Origin of the sequence: Rhizobium albus, assembly GCA_030160035.1 — a bacterium.
In the GTDB taxonomy this organism is placed as follows: domain Bacteria; phylum Pseudomonadota; class Alphaproteobacteria; order Rhizobiales; family Rhizobiaceae; genus Georhizobium; species Georhizobium albus.
The window spans coordinates 346,657-362,469 of sequence record BSNO01000001.1; the positions used below are offsets into that span (position 1 = coordinate 346,657).

Below are 15,813 nucleotides of genomic sequence, written 5' to 3' on the forward strand. Positions count from 1 at the left end.
GGCAAACCTCCCTTCCAAAGCTTGTTGCAACTTCGCCACAGCGTTGAAATCGTGGAGAAGTTGAACTGGATCGTAAAGGATTGGTTCATATTTTCGGCGATAGTGGCGCCATGGAATTCGCGCGATCCACTCCCCCAACCGGGTCGCCTATGGAGAAGACAATGAAGCACATCATCGCAATCGCACTTGCCTCCACCGTCATGTCCGCATCGGCATTTGCAGCCGACGCCATCGTCTACAACGAGCCTGCTCCGGCAAGCGCTCCGATGATCGCCCCCGGCTTCGACTGGACCGGTCCGTATATCGGTATCCAGGCTGGTTATGCCTGGGCTGATCTGGACAATATCCCAGGTGTTGGGTCGGCTGACGCCGACGGTGTTCTCGGCGGTTTCCATGCCGGTTACAATTACGACTTCGGCGGCTTCGTCGTCGGCGGTGAGCTCGATTACGACTTCGCCAACGTCGAGATCGATGGTGGTCTCGGTGAAATCGACGGCGTTGCCCGCGCCAAGTTGCGCGCCGGTGCCGATCTCGGCCAGGTGCTCGTCTACGGCACGGCCGGCGGTGCTTACGCAACTGCAGACACCGTCCTCGGCGATTTCAGCGACTTCGGCTGGCTCGTGGGCGCTGGCGTAGACTTCGCCGCAACCGACAAGATCATCGTCGGTGCCGAGTATCTCTACCACGACTTCTCGGACTTCGATAACACCGGTCTCGACGTCAACGTCCACACTCTGAAGGCCAAGGCATCCTTCAAGTTCTGATTGCTTCCAGCGACAGCGCTACAAGAAGAGGGGCGAGCGCTGGCTCGCCCCTCTTTGCATATCGGCGACTGAGTGTTTGACCGGTTCGGCTGCCGCCCTGCATTCGCATGGCGATCTCAGACCGGCTGGGCTCCGGTGTTTTCGTCGATCGCACCCTTTGCCACCAGTGCCTGATAGTTTCTCATCTTGCTGCGACATTGCGCGATGGCGAACCGCTTCAGGAGGGTATTGATGCCCGTGCTGAAGGATTTGAGCTTCAGCAGGCTGTCATCCCCCCAGCCATCCACCATGAAACACGCATAACCATCACCTCGCCGTGCACAGCAGATGTTCTGCGGCGTCAGATCACTGACGACGATGGATGCCGCCAGCACCTTGCGGAAGAAGTCTTCAACTGCCTGCTCGGCAGCGGGGTTGAACGTCTTGCGCAGGATCATCTGGCGGACATCCGGCGCAAGCGTGCCATCGTCATCGCGCACGATGCCGACGACCAGCCCTGGCCCAAGATTGGTTTCCAGAAGCCCGCGGATCGGCGTCATGAAATCCGGGTAGCCGCCGAGTGCATAAAGAGCGAACTGCTCGCGCAACTCGTCGATCTGCATGGAATGAGCGCCGGAGCGATAGAAATACCGCTTCCAGCCCTGGAAGGGACGGGTCCAGTTCTTCAGGTCCGGGCGAACGATCTTGATGCAGCAACTGGGATCGCCGGGGTGATGAAACACCCGCCGCTTCGTGCCCTGGCCGATGAGAGGCACATCGGTCAGGTCGAGCACATCGTGATGGCTGCTGGACAAAATCGCGGTTCTCTCCGGCGGGAACAAGGTGGTGGACGAGGATTTGCCCGTCATTGAGCCAAAAAGCTCATGCGTCAAGGCAATCGCGTCGACGACGAGGCTGCATCTGTCCCGTGGGCGCTGGAAAAATTTATCGTTCTTCGTCCGTTACGCTTTGAATCATCCTGTGTCGCCGGCGCATGGCGGGCAAATTTTCCGTGGGGTGACGCAGGAGCCGGAAAAGTTCTCGGAGACCCTGTCCTCCCGGTTTGTCAAAAAGCGCCCGGGCTCATATTTAGCCTTCAAGTTTTCCTTGCTTATTGTCGGAGTTCACAATGCCCCAAGCGCGCAGCCTGCTGATCGCAGCTCTCGTTTCGCCCCTTCTCGCCAGCACGGCATTCGCCGCACCGGATGGCTGGAAGCCGCTTCTCGAGCCGCAGGAATTGTCCGCGATCCTGGCGCAGGACGAGACTGTCCGCATCATTCGCGTCAGCGGTGACAGCGGCTTTATCCCGGGCGCTGTTTCCGCACCCTATGCCGATTGGCGTGGACCCGCGGAGAACCCTGGCGCGCTCCGCGAAGTGGAGTACTACCAGGATCTCGTCCAGAGCCTCGGCATCGAGGCGGACACGCCGGTGGTGCTCGTTCATGAAGGCACCGACACGACCGACATGGGCACCGCAGCGCGCGTCTACTGGACGCTGAAGTCGCTCGGCGTCGAGGATCTCGCGCTGGTGAATGGCGGCTTCACGGCCTGGCGCGAAGCGGGTCTCGATGTGGCGAACGAAGCTGGCTCCGTGACGGCGAGCAGCTGGGAGCCTCAGTGGTCGGATGAGTGGCGTGTCTCCACCGAAGAAGTCGAGCAGCATGTCGCTTCCGGCGATGCCCGCCTGATCGACGCGCGCCCGCAGAGCTTCTTCGAAGGCATCATGTGGACTGTTGCCGATCCAGGCACGCTGCCGGATGCCGGCAACCTCACCTATGAGAGCTGGTTCGAAGGCAACCGCATGGTCGATGCGGCAGCGGCCCGCCAGATTGCCGAGGATTACGGCCAGACCGATGCACCGCTCACGGTCTCCTTCTGCAACACCGGCCATTGGGCGGCGATCAACTGGTTCGCGCTGAGTGAGATGGCCGGCGTTGAAAACACCCGCCTCTATGCCGAAAGCATGGCGGAATGGACCCAGGCGGACCGTCCCGTCGCCAACCAGCCGAACGCCTTCACCTATTACTGGCTTTCGACGAAGCGCTGGGTGGAAAGCCTCTTCTCCTGACCTCGGGATCGGGCCTAACGTACACCTCATTGATCCAGACGTCCGCCGCGCCCTGATCGGGGCGCGGTCCGCATTGTTCAGGTAGTGATTGAAATGATCCTCAACCGTCTGTCGCTGATCGTCGCCAGCCTCGTGCTGGTCGTCGTCGTGTTCGGCCTCGCGGGCCCGCGCGCAGCGCTTCTCGTTCTTGTCGGCATCGGCTTTGGCCTTGCACTCGAAGGGCTTCGCTTCGGCTTTGCCGGCCCGTGGAGGTTGATGATCACCGAAAGGGACGGGCGCGGGCTGGTCGCGCAGCTGCTGGCGATCGGGCTGACTGCGGCCGTTGCCATTCCGCTGCTCGCCTCTGCTCCAGGTGAACTCATCGGTGCGCATGCGCCGATCGGCCTGGCGATGATCGCCGGTGCTTTCGTGTTCGGTGCGGCCATGCAGCTGGTCATGGGCTGCGGATCGGGCACGCTGGTCAATGCCGGCAGCGGCAATCTCATCGGCGCCGTTGCCCTTGTCGGCTTCATCGCCGGCAGCTTTCTCGGCACCTTGCATCTCGACTGGTGGACGGGCCTCGGTGCACTGCCCACGCTCACGATCCAGGGGCTTGCCGGGACCAATGGCGGTCTGGCGCTCACGCTCGTAGGACTTGCTGCGGTTGCCGCCTTCGCGATCGCCCGTTCGGCGCCCGGCAAGAAGATGCCGCCGCGCCGGTTGTGGATTGCGGCGATCCTCATCGCGCTTCTGGCCATCGGCAACCTTATCGTCGCCGGACAGCCCTGGGGCATCGTCTATGGTCTCGGGCTTTGGGGCGCCAAGATCGCCCAGGCGGGCGGCATGGATCTCGCCGCCAATGCGTTCTGGTCGGGCCCCGTGCATGCGGAGCGACTGGAGCAGAGCATTCTGACCGACTACACGTCACTCACCAATATCGGCCTTCTCTTCGGCGCGTTCCTCGTCATGCGGTGGCGTGCTCCCGTGGGTGAGCAGGTTAAGCGCCTCAAACTCGAAAGCTGGGCCGTCATCCTGATTGCCGGTCTCGTGCTCGGCTACAGCGCCCGCATCGCGTTCGGCTGCAATGTCGGGGCGTTCTTCAGCGGCATTTCCACCGGCAGCCTGCATGGCTGGGTGTGGTTTGCGGCAGCGTTTATAGGATCCGGCGTCGGCCTGAAGCTTCGCCCCGTGCTGTTGCGGCCGATGACGCCCCCTGTCGGAGAAGGACAACCCGCATGACGAGCGAACACTACCGCTTTCCCGGCCGCACGCTTGTGGCGCTGACCACGATGCTGGTCGTTCTGGTGCTTGCTGCGTTCGATCTTCAGGCGTCGGGCGGCATCGATCCCTTCAACGCTCCGAGCCCCATTGCGCTCGGCTCCGGTCAGGCACCAGGCGGGGCCCACTGTTCCGGCGCGTAAGCAGCGTGTGTCATGCTTACGCGTAGGGTTTCTCGGCTAACGAGGACGGCGGGCATTGGTGCTCGAATGCGGCAAGTATCTCCAGCCAGGCAGGGGAGAACTTGTCGGATTCGGGATAGGGCGCGAAACGGTCGATAAGTCCCTCGACGTGATCGCCCCTGTCGATCACGGTCCCCACCAGCGCTGGATCGGGAGTTGTATCGACAACCAGCAGTCGTCCCGCACTGTGGGTTCCGAATGCCTCTGCGAGCTTCCTGCGCAGCTCGTCCGGCACGCCCTGATTGTCCTTGACGACGAACACCGCGGCCGGATCTTGAAGGCGCTCCCGGAACTTGTCGAGCAGATGCGCGACTTTGGCCGCTTCCTCGGCATGAATTGCGCGTCGTGTGTCCTCATCGTGGAGCCATCCGCCGCTGTCGGACTTCATGCGGGTGTGGAACGCGATGTCGTATGCCGCGTCGCGCACCATGTCGAAATCCGGCATCAGGTTCTCGAACAGGAAGAGATCGGCAAAGTCCTGCTCGAAGAGTTTCAGCAGCGATGCGGGCGGACAGAAGGCCCAGCGCAGCAACCCGCCTGCTTCACAGCCCAGTGCGCGCTGAACGAAGCCGAATTCGCAATTGATACCGACGTTCTCGAACCGCTCGATTTCCGCGATCGTATGCATGCCTGCTTCCCCCAAAGCCTGAGGGCAGAATGGCGGGCGAAGAGTGCGGTGGCAATCCGGCTGCAACGAAAGATTGAATAGAATTCGCAGCCGTTAATCTTTCGTTAACCCCTTTCACCGCAATTTCTGCGTGTACTTCTTTTGCGGCATGACGCGCGCCTTCTTCAGGATTTCCCCTCAGTGACCAGTGTTTTGACCAATCGTGCCGCCATGGCTGCGAGCGCGACCCTGCGTTCTATTGCCCTTATCTCCAACTCTACGCAGCTTCAGGCGTCCAGCGGTCTGCGCATTGGCAGTGCCAGCGACAACGCCGCATACTGGTCGATTTCGACGACGATGAAATCCGATGCAAAGGCGCTCGGCGCGGTCGGCGATGCGCTTGGTCTCGCGCGTGCCAAGGTCGATGTCGCTTATCAGGGCTTGTCTTCGGTGATCGACGTCCTTAGCGAGTTTCGGGCAAAACTGGTCGCTGCGCAGGAACCGGGCGTCGATCCCACAAAAATTCAAAAGGAACTGGATCAACTCAAAGGCCAGGTGGAGTCCATCGTCGCGTCTTCGAGCTTTAACGGCGTGAATTGGTTGAGCACCGACATTGGTGACATCCATGACCGAACGCTTGATGTCACCCATGTGACATCGACGATGACCCGAAGCGCTCATGGCTTCTCGGCACTGTCCACGATGGAATTTCACCTCTCGGAGACATCGCTCTTCAACACCAGCGGCGGCGGGCTGCTGGAGCCCGACAGCCGCCTTTCTCTCACGCTCGGCGGTATTCGTAACTTCGATAACCACCGGGACCAGGACGGTGAGATCGTCATCGATCGTTTCAATACGCGAGCAGGCGAGCGGGCACGCTTTGAATTCGATTTCACCGGCCCCATGACGTTCGATGATCCATCGGACGCGATCACTTTCGACCTGATCGTCGACAAGGACAATCCGAGCGATGTGGCGCCGCCTCACGATCAAGGCCGCACCACATCGCTGCGCATCGACCGAGCCGTCGTCGACGCGGTTCTGCCGTCAGCCAACGGGGTGATCGGGACGTATCAGGACTATATCCGCGTGCTCGATCACGTGCTCGCTCCAGCAGGTGCGCGAGCCGCACAGATCATAGTATCCAACGGGGACGGAACAACTTCGCCGATACACGATCGCATCCGCCTCTCCACATCCGAAAATTCAGGGCTCGACGGGTCCTACCTAGAGATCAGCGGTCTGACGGCAGTTGGCGTTTCTGCAAGTGGCTTGACAGATCGGCAGGTTTTCGGAACGCGTGGCTCGGGCATGACGCTTTCGTTTTCGCCGTTTATCGTGCATCTGGATGGAAAGTCGGATGACGGCGTGAACGTCTCATTCTCCTTTTCGGCAAATGGCGAGCCTCAGCGCTTCTATGAGTTCGATCGCAGCTATGTGAACGCGCTCTTCGACCGGGATACGGGCAAGGTCGAGACGGTCGAGGAGATGCACGAACTTCTGACCTCCCTAATCGCCGCAGATTGGCCGGACGTGCTGATCGAGGTCGACGGCGCGTCCAACATATCGATACGCACCGATCCTGCCGTCGATCGGCTGGCGGGCGGGCGAACGAGGATCGGGTTCAGCAATATCGACGTCAGCATCGAGCCGCTCGCGGATCTGTCGTTTCGAGCCATAGACATCGCAACCAACCCCGCGATGAAGGGGATTTATCTCAACTACATGGACACAGTGCTGCAGAAGGCGATCGATGGCACTGCGACGCTGGGCGCATTCCAAAAGCGCATCGACCTGCAGACCGACTTCAACGCGAGCCTGATCCAATCGATCGAAAAAGGCGTTGGCAGGCTCATCGATGCCGACATGAACGATGTCTCGACGCGGCTGAAAGCGCTGCAGGTGCAGGAACAGCTGGCCGGACAGTCGCTCGCCATCGCCAACGACAATACCGATCTCGTGATGCAGCTGTTCAACTGAGCAGGACACCCCGCGTCGGTTGAGCGGGATCGTCGAACGCACAGAAAAGCCCGGCGCGAGGCCGGGCTTTTGCTTTTCAGATATGAGATCTTGATCAGAAGCGGAAGTTCACGCCGACCTTGACCGCATGGAAGCTCAGGTCTTCCGCGATCGACACGCCGCCGGCGTTGAAGATCTCGTCGTCACCGAGGTCGGTGTAGGAATACTCCGTTTGGAACGAGATGGTGTCCGTGACGGCGTATTCGACGCCAGCGCCAACCGCGAAGCCGTGCTTGACGTCGTTGTCGGTCGAGACGCTGCCGATGCCGGTTGCCGAAAGCGTTTGCTCAGTTTCGCCATAGGCATAGCCGCCGTGTGCGTAAATGAGCAGATCATCCATGGCGAAACCGGCGCGAGCGCGAACGGTGCCGAGGTACTTCAGCGTGGATTCGGCCTGAACCGCACCGAAGCCCGGAACGGCGGCAGTGATTTCGGCTTCATAGTTGGTTGCTGCAATATCGGCAACCGCGCCGAAGACGAGCTGGCCGAACTGCTGATCGTAGCCGATCTGCGCGCCGCCGAGGAAGCCGCTGCCCGAAACGGAGAGATCCAGCGTGTCGGTGCCGTCCGTGCCGGTGAAATCGTAGTCGCCGGTGGTCACGCCGCCGAAGGCGCCGACATAGAAGCCCGACCAATTATAAGCAGCCGCAACCGGCGCCGCTGCAGGTGCAGATGGAACCGACATGATGGCGTCGGCAGCGTATGAAGCAGTACCAAGTGCGAGAAATGCCGCCGATGCGGCAAGAACGATTTTCATGGGAGCCCCCGTTGAAGTTGATTCGCCTGCAATAGGTACAAGCTATGAGGGCGCGGCACTGTCTCCCTAAGGCAACACAATAGCGATAAGTATTTATTATGTTTGGCTAATTTTATGTTGCTGAGGTGTGTGGTGGTTCGACGGGCGCCTGCTGATGAAATCGAAAAGGATAATGTCCTAAGACGTAGTCCTAGAAAGTCTCTCGTATGGGGGAGGGCTGGTGCTGCGAGAGAGGATTGAACTCTCGACCTCTCCCTTACCAAGGCAACGGCCCGAGTAGCCGATCATCCTTTATTTCCAAACCGATACCGCTTCCGCTCGGAAGCCTGTGCCAGATTTGTGCCAACAGGCCCACTTTGTGCATCGAACTTCTCGGCCAACGAACGGCCCGCTTCCCGGCTGTGCACGTAGGTTTCGAGGAAGAGCTTGGCCGACTTCCACCCGCCGGCATCCATCGCCGTCTTGACGTCGGCGCCGCTCGCGATTGCGTTCGTCCCAAATGAGTGCCGGCCGGCTGAATGGGTCGTCCGCTTCTCGATGCCGGCGCGTTTGCACACGGCTGCGATTCGTCGATTGACGGCCTTCGGATCAGTGTAGCTGAAGACGCGCTTGCCAGGCTGAATATCCAAAGCAGCCATGCGCGCGACGAGCTCGGCCGTCAGATGCCGGACGGACCATTCCTCGGTCTTCGTCTTGGCCAGCACGGCAAGCCTCTCCGACAGATCGACATGCTCGCCCATGAGGTTGACGCCTTCCGAGACACGCGCGGCCGTCTGGTTCATGAAGAGCACCAACGCGGACAGGTGCCAGAGTTTGTCTGCATCCGCTTGCGCCATGAAAGCGTCCAGCCAGGCGCGATCGACCGGCTTGTGCTTCCGCGACTTCGCCACATCGAACATCTTGACCTTGATCGGCCCGCACCAGCCTAGGTCATGGGCGTGGTTGATGACTGCTCGAGCGGGGATGATCGCTTGCCGGTTGCGCGTGGCCGCGGCGGCTGTCGGGTAAAGTTTGATGGCGGCGGATCGGATCTCGCCTGGCTTGATGGTGCCGATCGCCCGCCCCCTGAATTCCTTGAGCAGGGGCGCCATGAACCGCGCTTCCCCGCCTTGCTCCATGTAGCTTGCGGCCGCCTCTTCGAAGAGCCTTACGGCTTCCTCGCCATAGGTATGACGTTTCCAGAGGCGCGCTTCGTATTGCGCGCGGAGCTCTTCGGCGACTTTCTGGTCGCGAGTGCCAAGGCTCTCTCGTATGCGCTGTCCACCGATCGTTCCAACGGCATAGTAGACGCCTTTGCGGTTTTTGAGCTGGAGGCTTGGCATGTCATCACTTCCCGTAGCAGGGCGATGTGCTCCTGATAGAACACCTTCTTCGTGCCGCGGCGCTCATAATGCGGGTGCCGCTTCAGCGTGTCGACGAGAAACCGTCGAGACACGCCGAGCAGGACCGCCGCATCATCCATCCCGACCGGCACAAGGCCCTTTGTCCATTCAGGCAAGGCGGCCATCCTAGCTATCCCCGTTGTTCACAGGGGCGGCCTTCTCCCCCATAGAGCGGATAGCGGATGCGATGGTGAGCGCGGCAACCTGCTCGGAGGCATGGACTAGAGCGTCATTTCGATGACCACTCCTGACTGCTCCGTCTTTCAACTCTCCATAGCTCTTGGCAGCGTCCCGCACGAATTGAGCCATCTCCTCCGCACATACAGCGATGGCGGCACGGGAAAGAGGCACGTAGTAGAGCCATCGTGGGCCGTCGTTTGGCGCTCGCTCGTCGGCATCGATGCCATGTTCGACGCACATGGCCCTCGCCACCTTCTCGGTCAGGTCCATCACTGCCGACCTCCGTCAATTACGCCAAATCGCTTCGGACGCTTGGTGAATTGGGCAACCGTCCATTCCGAACAGCAAGGCTCGAAATTAACATCGTAGCCCTGAGCATCGGCCATGCGCTTGAAGACGGTTTCGTTCTCTCGATGGACGGCAACTTCCGGGGCAATCTCATGCTCGCCGCTCATCAAGCGTTGCCATATCATCCCGGCTTCGAAGCCGTTGACGAAGCTATCAGAGCCATCGGGGAAGGGGACGAGGCAGCGGAATTCGGCTGCGTCTTCGCTTGTATCGTCGGACATCACTGCCCTCCTTCGGCTGCATCGGAGAGGGCGCGGCGCGTTTCGGATTTTGTCGGGTCTGGCCACCCAAGCGGAAGTTCTTTAGGGATGCCGAGCGCTGCCGCAGCGATAGTCCCGGCGTAGCCTCGGTGGCGTCGATCCGAACCGCCTCCTTGCCATGCCCAATCCTTGTCGCTGATACGAATGAGAGCCTCACGCAGCCGCTCGACCTCATCGCTTCCCGCTTCCGGTGCAGGGGAAAGGACTGGACGATACTCGGAAATCATGCGGATCAGTTCGAGCGTGGCACCCTTCACATCCATGTTTCTGATCGATAGACCGAGATCGACGTGCGCCGCTTGGTTCAGCAAACGCTCCCATGCCTCATCCGTCACCGCCCCTTGTCCGACCGGATCGGATGGGGGTGCGGTGTCGTCGCCCTCGGCATAGAGTGCATCCTCTAGATGCTGAAACGGGTTTTGAGGCGCCACGAACACGCCCACCGGCTCCACCGCCTCTCGCGTTCCTGATAGGGCGGCAAAAGCCTGATCTACTGCGACGGATTGTTTCCCAAATGTCGAGATGTTCCCATTCTCACGAATGATGACACCGCCGTCACCGTCATAGACGTGGAGCACCTGATTTACTTCATCACTCATGTTCGTTCACTCCGTATTGGGAGAGGTGGGCGCGAACTGCGGCAAAAGCTTCTTCTGTTGCAACGTCGAAATCGTAGCCGAGCGTCCGGCTGTCTTCAAAATCATCATATGCCAACTTCAGCGCCTTCTCTGCGCTGTCGAGACGGGACAGGAGGGCGTCGATGCCGCGCGATGCCTCGAGGAGAAGCCCGTTGATCTCTTCGGCGTCATCCACGTTGAGATTTTCGAACGTCTCAGGGTCTGCGACATAGGTGCGTAAACGGTCCACTGCTGCCATGCGGTCGGCCTTGCCGTCGATGCGGTCTACCAGTGCCTTTAGTTTATCGTGGTCACTCATGTCCGTTCTCCGATCGCTTTCAATGCGTCTAACCGGGCTTGTTGCAGCTCGTGGAAGGCTTCGGCCGATCCGCCGGCGTCTGGGTGCGCGGTGCGGGCTCGGTCGCGATAGAACGCCTCAATGAGCGCGCGACTGGCCGGGACGTCTGGCAGGATGCCCAGAACCTCGCGCCATGTGCGCTTTGGTTCGGCACCGGGCGCCGGCAGAGCCTCGAAGGCTGAGAAAGCCCGCTCAAGCATGTCGGACGCGCCCCAGCGCTCAATCCCTCGCATGGCCTCAATCGTCTTCTGAATCGCCCGGATGTTGTCCTTCACGAGATCCCAGCGGTCGCAGGCGAATACCATCTGCTTGCCCTTCCGCTCGAAGTAGACAGCCACGCCCGGGTCGTTCGGCGTCTTCTGGCTGGCGTAGGGCAGGCCATCCCGGCGCAGTTCAATGTTCGTAGACAGGACCGGGTAGCGGCCGCCCATGCGCGCGATCTCTTCGAACAGGCCGTCGCGGGCCATGACGAATGACACATCGAAACGCGATCGGGCAGGTTGCTGAGTTCGGGGCCAGCCAGCCGGCCATGACAAGGGCCATGCTTCGGCGCTCATGCTCGCTCCTCCTTCCTCTTCAGGTCGTTGCGGCTCTCGATCTTACGACCGGTCGGCCAGTTGCCTGGCTTCTTCGGCCGCGTCTTCGGCTTCTCCGGAACAATGCCGGCGACGATGATCAGGCCCTTGGCGACCCAGTAGGCGAGGGTCCGCTTGTGTGCCCGGCTGGAATAGAAGAGCTCGTCTTCACGGCTTAGCCGGTGCTGGTCGATCGCCTCATGGCAGGCGTGGCAGCCGAAAGCAGCGTTGAAGTCGTCGGACTTGTTGCCCATGCCCTTCGCATCGCTGGGTAGGTGGCAGAGCACGGTCGTCTCCGGTTCCGAGTTGCAGACGCCGGGGATCTGGAACGTGCACTGGTTGCCGCGCGCGCTGTTGCGGAGCTTATTGGAGATCATGCCCATCAGGCGCCTCCGATCTTGCCGGGGCAGTCAAGCATCTCCTCGAAGAACTCGACGGCGGACTCGTAGGACGTCTTGTCGGCGGCGATCGCCTGCGCGCTGCGGAAAACCGTCTGTGCCTGCTCGATGCCTTCCTCACTGAACGCCGTGAAATACGTGTTCTTCCAGACGGCGTGCATCTTCGTGAGCTTGTCGGTCGCCTTCTCCTTATCGACGCCGATGCAGTCACGGCCGCCGGTCAGCATGGCCGATGCATAGCGGATCAGGACATCGCGTTCCTTGCCGGCGCCTTCCAGTTCTGATTGGTCGGACGGTGACGACTGGGAGGGGATATCGTCGTCACCGTCCTGTTCTGCAGGCGCGGAGGAATCGCCTGCATCATCCGAGACAGTTCGGGAGGGGCTGTCGTCGGAATTGGGGCTCGTGGAGAGCGAGGAGGTCATTTCGTTGACCTTGGAGCGGTCGAACCCTTCGCGCTCGTCTCCGGGCTCGCCAGACGCCGCGCGTGCTTGCTTCAGTCGATCCGAAGTGTCACCGCCGCCGGCATCGTGAACGTCTTGAGTGATCTGATCGGCCGCCGTAGCGATCGACTTGAACGTATCCTTCAGTCCTTCGAGCTTGAGCTGTCGCGGTTTGCCCAGCCCGGTCCACCACGTCATCAGGGCCTTCATGCCCTTGTTCGCGGCTTCCAGACCTTCGCGCTTGCTGGCTTCGAGCTCTTGGTCGATCTCCCGGCCTTGCTCGCTCCATGCGCGGACAGACTTGCCCGCATCGATCGTGACCGGGCGACCAGTCGGGAACGCGCTTTCCAGATCACCGGGGCACTTCTGGATCGTCGGGACATGGTCGCCCTCGGACAGCATCATGGAAACCGTCATCTCGTAGATGAACGACTTCTCCTGCACGACGACGAAACCTTCGTTGACGATCTCGGTCTTGCCGTTCTGGCCTTTGACCTGGACGACCTTCTCCTTGACGCGGCAGCAGAAGATCAGGTGCGCCTTCGTCTGGAGCAGCTCGTTCATCAGTTTTTTGTGGCCGGCCTTCGGCTTCTGCCAACAATGCAGGCCCGCACGGTTCGTCTTCTGCTCGATAAGCTCCGCCTGCTCGAGAACGCCGCCGGTACCCTCCCATTCATGCGAGATGCTGTCGATGACGATGGCGCGGTATCCAGCGGCCTCCAGTGCCCGGATCGCCTCGATGTACCGTTGCGAGGTGAAGGGCGGGTCCATGTCGATCACGTCGAAGCCGCCGGCCACATCCGCATAGAAGCGGGACCGCTTGTTCTCGGTGTCGATGAAGCCGACCTTGCCCTCAGGGCCGACGAGGCCGCGGGCATAGAGCAGGGCGCTATAGGTCTTGCCAGATCCAGACGGGCCGGCGATCGAGGTGAGCGTGAATGTCTGCTCGCGGACTGCGCGTTCGATTTTCATTATGCGGCCTCCGCCGGGATTGAGGGTTCACGCTCGATCTGCTTTTCGAACCAGTCGGGCGGAGAAATCGGGATGCCGGAGCCGTAATAGGTCGGCCATTCCTGCTTGCTCCAGCAGTCGGCGAAGATGTCGAGCGCCGCGCGGCATTGACGCATGCCGATCCAGATCAACTGGTTGTCGATCGGCTTGATGCTGTAGGCGTAGGGACGCTTGGTCTCGATGAAGAGCAGCACATGGTCCGTGACCTGGTGGCCGGAAATCGCCTCCAGCCCCATCACGGCCAAGCCCATCTGCATATGATAGCCATAGTCCAGCAGCGACCGTTGGCAGCCGCGATCCGATGCGTCGGCCGTCGTCTTCAGGTCTGCGATGAAGCCATCGGCCGGGATGGAATCGGGCCGGCTCTTGACCCAGATCCCCGTCTTCTCGTCCTGCCAGATGATGGACCGCTCGATGCGGCCGCGCAGCAGCTCCACGAACGTCTGATCTTTCGACACGCGCTCTGCCATGCCCTGGATCGCATCGAGGTCGGACGGCACCAGCACAGTCTTGCCGGCGGCGATCTCGTGGTCCCGCCATGCCTTCGCGTCCTTCGTGCGCCAATCGGTCCAGACATCCGGCCGAACCGAGAACTGGTCACGGAAGCCGTCCTCTGAAAGCAAAAGCGTGTGGACGGCGCGCCCCAGGCTGAAATGCTGCTTTTCCTCTTCCTTCGCCCGGTGCGGGTTCAGATAGCTGGTGTCCCAGTATTTCAGCGGGCAGCCGTGCGGCGGGGTGATCTGACGCAGGCCGCTCGATGAGATCGACGGGCCAGGGCAGCAGTCCGAGTGATAGACCGACATCGGCACATTGCGCCAAATGCCCGGCTCGCTGATCTTGCCGACGGTATAGGTCTTTTCACCCTTCGCGCCGTGGACAACAGCGGATGCCAGATCCCCGATCGACTGCATGGCGTCGGTGTCTACGTCTACGTGCCGGTTCATCATGCCGCACTTTCGAGTTCGGGTGTCTTGGGATCGGTGAGGTGGATAAGCCAGCGGCTGAGGTCGTCCCTCAGGCCTTTCTCAAGCGGCTCTTGGAGCAGGATTTCGAGTGCTTTGATCTGGTCTTCTTCGGATGGACCGGAGATGTCGCGCTCGGCGCGTTCGCGTTCGGAGCGGGTCATGGGCGCCCCTCGGCCTTGGCAACGGCTGCGTCTACAGCAGCGAGCATTTCGAACGTCACCTTGGTGAGCTCTTCGAAGGCCCGTTCCTCGGCCTCGTCCTTTCGCTCTCCCTCCGAGGCGCGACGCTCTGCGGATGTCTCGCCATCTACAGTGAAGTTCCGCATCGTCTCGACGTAGGCGCGATAGGCGGGCAGGAATGGACGCAGCGCTTCCAGCATCTCAGGAGCAGCGGCGATCAACCGGGCGTCTTTGAGACCTCGACCCGTTTCCATGTCGAAGAATACGGCCGCCACTGCGTCATCATCCGGCCCGACCATGTGCAGTCGTGTATTCCTGCCAATTCGCAAATCGCCGCTATGTCGAGTCCCAGCGACTTGCCAAGGTCCAGGAGTGTAAGCTGTCTTGCTCATACCCGCGCCTCCGCTACCCACCGGGCATGATCAGCGACCAGCGCCTCAATCCCGAACCCGATGCATGCGACAGCCGCAGCGGCAGCGATTAGGATGACGAGAGCGCGCGGAGCCCATCCGGCGTCGGTCAGAAGGTTACGAGCGGCACGGTCTGCTTCGAGACGGGTGCAGGGGATGGTGGGGAGGGTGATCGGGGTCATGCTGCATTCCTCCGCTTGGCCGCTTCTTCGCGGCTGCGTCTGTTGCTGCGCTCGGTCGATCTCCAGTCGGCGACTTGCTGCTGGACGATCTCGTCAAGCTGCTCGTCGGTCAGAAAGTTTTCGGCGCCGAGACGGTAGACGGCCTCGGAAATGGCCTTCTCCAGCGCGTGTGTGCCAAATGCTTTGATGAATCGGATGCGGCGTTCGCGGGTCGTGGTCATGGCTTGACCTCGCTCGTTTCGTTGAGCGCCGCGATCATGGCATCGGCCATGCGCAAGTAGAGGTGCGCGCGGTCTTGAAGGTGTTCAATCGGGAGTTCGTTTGGGTATGCGCCGGTGTAATCGTTCTGAGACGCCCAATCGCCCATCATGGCTTGGCCGGCGTAGTACGCACGCAGGCTCATGCCGTCGTGGTCGTATTGGCTGCTGCGGGCCAGTGGGAACGCCGCGCCACCGTTGTTGATCTCAGCCATCACAGCCGCCCTCCACGAGAGACGCCGGTCTGCGCGTGATTGGTCGTCCGGAAATCCGCCCAAGGATCGAACGCCGGAGCATCCTCCCGGTCACGCTTGGCCTCGCACATGGCATCCCATGCGCAGCTGGTGCGGACATACGGCGGAACCACGTTGCGCTCGCTGGGGAGCGTCCCTGGAAACGCCTGTAGATACCCGGCCGCCACATCTTCCGTGACGTCGACCATCGCGGTCTCGTCGTGGGTGAAGATCATGAACTGGATGACAGACGGCAGCTCGTATTCACGGGCAGCGTCGGCGGCTGTCTCGAAGCTGAGAGCCGGGAAGCCAGACCATTCACGGCCCAGGTCCCCATGGTCGAAGCAGACGAGAAGCGTCTGGCCTTTGTCGATGAACATCG

General features: G+C 61.0%; 23 protein-coding genes. 5 read left to right on the plus strand and 18 right to left on the minus strand.

Going from position 1 to position 15,813, the window contains the following annotated elements; all coding sequences use genetic code 11:
• The first annotated feature begins 161 nt into the window (after positions 1–161).
• Complete coding sequence (locus tag QQL76_RS01550; RefSeq protein WP_499206082.1) at positions 162–764, plus strand: outer membrane protein; 603 nt, start codon at positions 162–164, stop codon at positions 762–764.
• Between the two features lie 116 nt (positions 765–880).
• Here the strand turns inward: QQL76_RS01550 and QQL76_RS01555 are convergent, their stop codons facing one another.
• Positions 881–1,612 (minus strand): YrbL family protein, encoded by a 732-nt coding sequence (locus tag QQL76_RS01555; RefSeq protein ID WP_499206083.1) that lies wholly within the window; start codon positions 1,610–1,612, stop codon positions 881–883.
• A 260-nt stretch (positions 1,613–1,872) separates the two neighbouring features.
• Here QQL76_RS01555 and QQL76_RS01560 point away from each other — a divergent pair, with 260 nt between their 5' ends.
• The 3 genes from QQL76_RS01560 (at position 1,873) to QQL76_RS01570 (ending at position 4,211) form a co-directional block, all read left to right on the plus strand.
• Positions 1,873–2,811, plus strand: a complete 939-nt coding sequence (locus tag QQL76_RS01560; RefSeq protein ID WP_499206084.1) for a sulfurtransferase — start codon at positions 1,873–1,875, stop codon at positions 2,809–2,811.
• Positions 2,812–2,904: 93 nt separating this feature from the next.
• Positions 2,905–4,029: a YeeE/YedE family protein gene (locus QQL76_RS01565; RefSeq protein ID WP_499206085.1), complete on the plus strand. Its 1,125-nt coding sequence runs from the start codon at positions 2,905–2,907 to the stop codon at positions 4,027–4,029.
• Positions 4,026–4,211, plus strand: a complete 186-nt coding sequence (locus QQL76_RS01570; RefSeq protein ID WP_126008464.1) for a hypothetical protein — start codon at positions 4,026–4,028, stop codon at positions 4,209–4,211. The genes QQL76_RS01565 and QQL76_RS01570 overlap by 4 nt, the downstream gene beginning before the upstream one ends.
• Before the next feature lie 16 nt (positions 4,212–4,227).
• Here QQL76_RS01570 and QQL76_RS01575 read toward each other — a convergent pair whose 3' ends face one another.
• Positions 4,228–4,878, minus strand: a complete 651-nt coding sequence (locus QQL76_RS01575; RefSeq protein WP_499206086.1) for a hypothetical protein — start codon at positions 4,876–4,878, stop codon at positions 4,228–4,230.
• 180 nt (positions 4,879–5,058) lie between these two features.
• Here QQL76_RS01575 and QQL76_RS01580 point away from each other — a divergent pair, with 180 nt between their 5' ends.
• Positions 5,059–6,837: a flagellin family protein gene (locus tag QQL76_RS01580; protein WP_499206087.1), complete on the plus strand. Its 1,779-nt coding sequence runs from the start codon at positions 5,059–5,061 to the stop codon at positions 6,835–6,837.
• A 94-nt stretch (positions 6,838–6,931) separates the two neighbouring features.
• On the opposite strand, the gene QQL76_RS01585 is transcribed toward QQL76_RS01580, so the two are convergent.
• The 16 genes from QQL76_RS01585 to QQL76_RS01660 form a co-directional block, all read right to left on the minus strand.
• Positions 6,932–7,633: an outer membrane protein gene (locus QQL76_RS01585; RefSeq protein WP_499206088.1), complete on the minus strand. Its 702-nt coding sequence runs from the start codon at positions 7,631–7,633 to the stop codon at positions 6,932–6,934.
• Positions 7,634–7,917: 284 nt separating this feature from the next.
• On the minus strand, positions 7,918–8,955 hold the full coding sequence (locus tag QQL76_RS01590; RefSeq protein WP_499206089.1) for a tyrosine-type recombinase/integrase: 1,038 nt from the start codon (positions 8,953–8,955) through the stop codon (positions 7,918–7,920).
• A 186-nt stretch (positions 8,956–9,141) separates the two neighbouring features.
• Positions 9,142–9,465 carry a hypothetical protein gene (locus tag QQL76_RS01595; protein WP_499206090.1) on the minus strand — a complete coding sequence of 108 codons (324 nt, stop codon included), beginning with the start codon at positions 9,463–9,465 and terminating at the stop codon, positions 9,142–9,144.
• Positions 9,465–9,764 carry a hypothetical protein gene (locus tag QQL76_RS01600; RefSeq protein WP_499206091.1) on the minus strand — a complete coding sequence of 100 codons (300 nt, stop codon included), beginning with the start codon at positions 9,762–9,764 and terminating at the stop codon, positions 9,465–9,467. The genes QQL76_RS01595 and QQL76_RS01600 overlap by 1 nt, the downstream gene beginning before the upstream one ends.
• On the minus strand, positions 9,764–10,402 hold the full coding sequence (locus QQL76_RS01605) for a hypothetical protein (RefSeq protein ID WP_499206092.1): 639 nt from the start codon (positions 10,400–10,402) through the stop codon (positions 9,764–9,766). Before QQL76_RS01605 ends, QQL76_RS01600 begins: the two co-directional genes overlap by 1 nt.
• Positions 10,395–10,739, minus strand: coding sequence for a hypothetical protein (locus QQL76_RS01610; RefSeq protein ID WP_499206093.1), 345 nt, complete (start codon positions 10,737–10,739; stop codon positions 10,395–10,397). The genes QQL76_RS01605 and QQL76_RS01610 overlap by 8 nt, the downstream gene beginning before the upstream one ends.
• Complete coding sequence (locus tag QQL76_RS01615) at positions 10,736–11,335, minus strand: J domain-containing protein (RefSeq protein ID WP_499206094.1); 600 nt, start codon at positions 11,333–11,335, stop codon at positions 10,736–10,738. Before QQL76_RS01615 ends, QQL76_RS01610 begins: the two co-directional genes overlap by 4 nt.
• Positions 11,332–11,730, minus strand: a complete 399-nt coding sequence (locus tag QQL76_RS01620; protein ID WP_499206095.1) for a nuclease domain-containing protein — start codon at positions 11,728–11,730, stop codon at positions 11,332–11,334. The genes QQL76_RS01615 and QQL76_RS01620 overlap by 4 nt, the downstream gene beginning before the upstream one ends.
• 5 nt (positions 11,731–11,735) lie before the next feature.
• Positions 11,736–13,166, minus strand: coding sequence for a DEAD/DEAH box helicase family protein (locus tag QQL76_RS01625; protein WP_499206096.1), 1,431 nt, complete (start codon positions 13,164–13,166; stop codon positions 11,736–11,738).
• Positions 13,166–14,149, minus strand: a complete 984-nt coding sequence (locus QQL76_RS01630; protein ID WP_499206097.1) for a PD-(D/E)XK nuclease-like domain-containing protein — start codon at positions 14,147–14,149, stop codon at positions 13,166–13,168. Before QQL76_RS01630 ends, QQL76_RS01625 begins: the two co-directional genes overlap by 1 nt.
• Positions 14,149–14,331, minus strand: coding sequence for a hypothetical protein (locus tag QQL76_RS01635; RefSeq protein ID WP_499206098.1), 183 nt, complete (start codon positions 14,329–14,331; stop codon positions 14,149–14,151). Before QQL76_RS01635 ends, QQL76_RS01630 begins: the two co-directional genes overlap by 1 nt.
• The gene (locus QQL76_RS01640) at positions 14,328–14,741 is read right to left on the minus strand and encodes an XkdD/Y8K6 family phage-associated protein (RefSeq protein ID WP_499206099.1); all 414 of its coding nucleotides are present in this window, start codon (positions 14,739–14,741) and stop codon (positions 14,328–14,330) included. The genes QQL76_RS01635 and QQL76_RS01640 overlap by 4 nt, the downstream gene beginning before the upstream one ends.
• Positions 14,738–14,941 carry a hypothetical protein gene (locus tag QQL76_RS01645; RefSeq protein WP_499206100.1) on the minus strand — a complete coding sequence of 68 codons (204 nt, stop codon included), beginning with the start codon at positions 14,939–14,941 and terminating at the stop codon, positions 14,738–14,740. The genes QQL76_RS01640 and QQL76_RS01645 overlap by 4 nt, the downstream gene beginning before the upstream one ends.
• Complete coding sequence (locus QQL76_RS01650) at positions 14,938–15,162, minus strand: hypothetical protein (RefSeq protein WP_499206101.1); 225 nt, start codon at positions 15,160–15,162, stop codon at positions 14,938–14,940. Before QQL76_RS01650 ends, QQL76_RS01645 begins: the two co-directional genes overlap by 4 nt.
• Positions 15,159–15,413 carry a hypothetical protein gene (locus QQL76_RS01655; RefSeq protein ID WP_499206102.1) on the minus strand — a complete coding sequence of 85 codons (255 nt, stop codon included), beginning with the start codon at positions 15,411–15,413 and terminating at the stop codon, positions 15,159–15,161. Before QQL76_RS01655 ends, QQL76_RS01650 begins: the two co-directional genes overlap by 4 nt.
• Positions 15,413–15,811, minus strand: a complete 399-nt coding sequence (locus tag QQL76_RS01660) for a hypothetical protein (RefSeq protein ID WP_499206103.1) — start codon at positions 15,809–15,811, stop codon at positions 15,413–15,415. Before QQL76_RS01660 ends, QQL76_RS01655 begins: the two co-directional genes overlap by 1 nt.
• Positions 15,812–15,813 lie beyond the last annotated feature (2 nt).

Excerpts from the sequence above, each read along its gene's own strand:
- QQL76_RS01550 (WP_499206082.1), top strand. The coding sequence starts at position 162 with ATGAAGCACATCATCGCAATCGCACTTGCCTCCACCGTCATGTCCGCA.
- QQL76_RS01555 (WP_499206083.1), bottom strand. The coding sequence starts at position 1,612 with ATGACGGGCAAATCCTCGTCCACCACCTTGTTCCCGCCGGAGAGAACC.
- QQL76_RS01560 (WP_499206084.1), top strand. The coding sequence starts at position 1,873 with ATGCCCCAAGCGCGCAGCCTGCTGATCGCAGCTCTCGTTTCGCCCCTT.
- QQL76_RS01565 (WP_499206085.1), top strand. The coding sequence starts at position 2,905 with ATGATCCTCAACCGTCTGTCGCTGATCGTCGCCAGCCTCGTGCTGGTC.
- QQL76_RS01570 (WP_126008464.1), top strand. The coding sequence starts at position 4,026 with ATGACGAGCGAACACTACCGCTTTCCCGGCCGCACGCTTGTGGCGCTG.
- QQL76_RS01575 (WP_499206086.1), bottom strand. The coding sequence starts at position 4,878 with ATGCATACGATCGCGGAAATCGAGCGGTTCGAGAACGTCGGTATCAAT.
- QQL76_RS01585 (WP_499206088.1), bottom strand. The coding sequence starts at position 7,633 with ATGAAAATCGTTCTTGCCGCATCGGCGGCATTTCTCGCACTTGGTACT.
- QQL76_RS01590 (WP_499206089.1), bottom strand. The coding sequence starts at position 8,955 with ATGCCAAGCCTCCAGCTCAAAAACCGCAAAGGCGTCTACTATGCCGTT.
- QQL76_RS01595 (WP_499206090.1), bottom strand. The coding sequence starts at position 9,465 with ATGGACCTGACCGAGAAGGTGGCGAGGGCCATGTGCGTCGAACATGGC.
- QQL76_RS01600 (WP_499206091.1), bottom strand. The coding sequence starts at position 9,764 with ATGTCCGACGATACAAGCGAAGACGCAGCCGAATTCCGCTGCCTCGTC.
- QQL76_RS01605 (WP_499206092.1), bottom strand. The coding sequence starts at position 10,402 with ATGAGTGATGAAGTAAATCAGGTGCTCCACGTCTATGACGGTGACGGC.
- QQL76_RS01610 (WP_499206093.1), bottom strand. The coding sequence starts at position 10,739 with ATGAGTGACCACGATAAACTAAAGGCACTGGTAGACCGCATCGACGGC.
- QQL76_RS01615 (WP_499206094.1), bottom strand. The coding sequence starts at position 11,335 with ATGAGCGCCGAAGCATGGCCCTTGTCATGGCCGGCTGGCTGGCCCCGA.
- QQL76_RS01620 (WP_499206095.1), bottom strand. The coding sequence starts at position 11,730 with ATGATCTCCAATAAGCTCCGCAACAGCGCGCGCGGCAACCAGTGCACG.
- QQL76_RS01625 (WP_499206096.1), bottom strand. The coding sequence starts at position 13,166 with ATGAAAATCGAACGCGCAGTCCGCGAGCAGACATTCACGCTCACCTCG.
- QQL76_RS01630 (WP_499206097.1), bottom strand. The coding sequence starts at position 14,149 with ATGAACCGGCACGTAGACGTAGACACCGACGCCATGCAGTCGATCGGG.
- QQL76_RS01635 (WP_499206098.1), bottom strand. The coding sequence starts at position 14,331 with ATGACCCGCTCCGAACGCGAACGCGCCGAGCGCGACATCTCCGGTCCA.
- QQL76_RS01640 (WP_499206099.1), bottom strand. The coding sequence starts at position 14,741 with ATGAGCAAGACAGCTTACACTCCTGGACCTTGGCAAGTCGCTGGGACT.
- QQL76_RS01645 (WP_499206100.1), bottom strand. The coding sequence starts at position 14,941 with ATGACCCCGATCACCCTCCCCACCATCCCCTGCACCCGTCTCGAAGCA.
- QQL76_RS01650 (WP_499206101.1), bottom strand. The coding sequence starts at position 15,162 with ATGACCACGACCCGCGAACGCCGCATCCGATTCATCAAAGCATTTGGC.
- QQL76_RS01655 (WP_499206102.1), bottom strand. The coding sequence starts at position 15,413 with ATGGCTGAGATCAACAACGGTGGCGCGGCGTTCCCACTGGCCCGCAGC.
- QQL76_RS01660 (WP_499206103.1), bottom strand. The coding sequence starts at position 15,811 with ATGTTCATCGACAAAGGCCAGACGCTTCTCGTCTGCTTCGACCATGGG.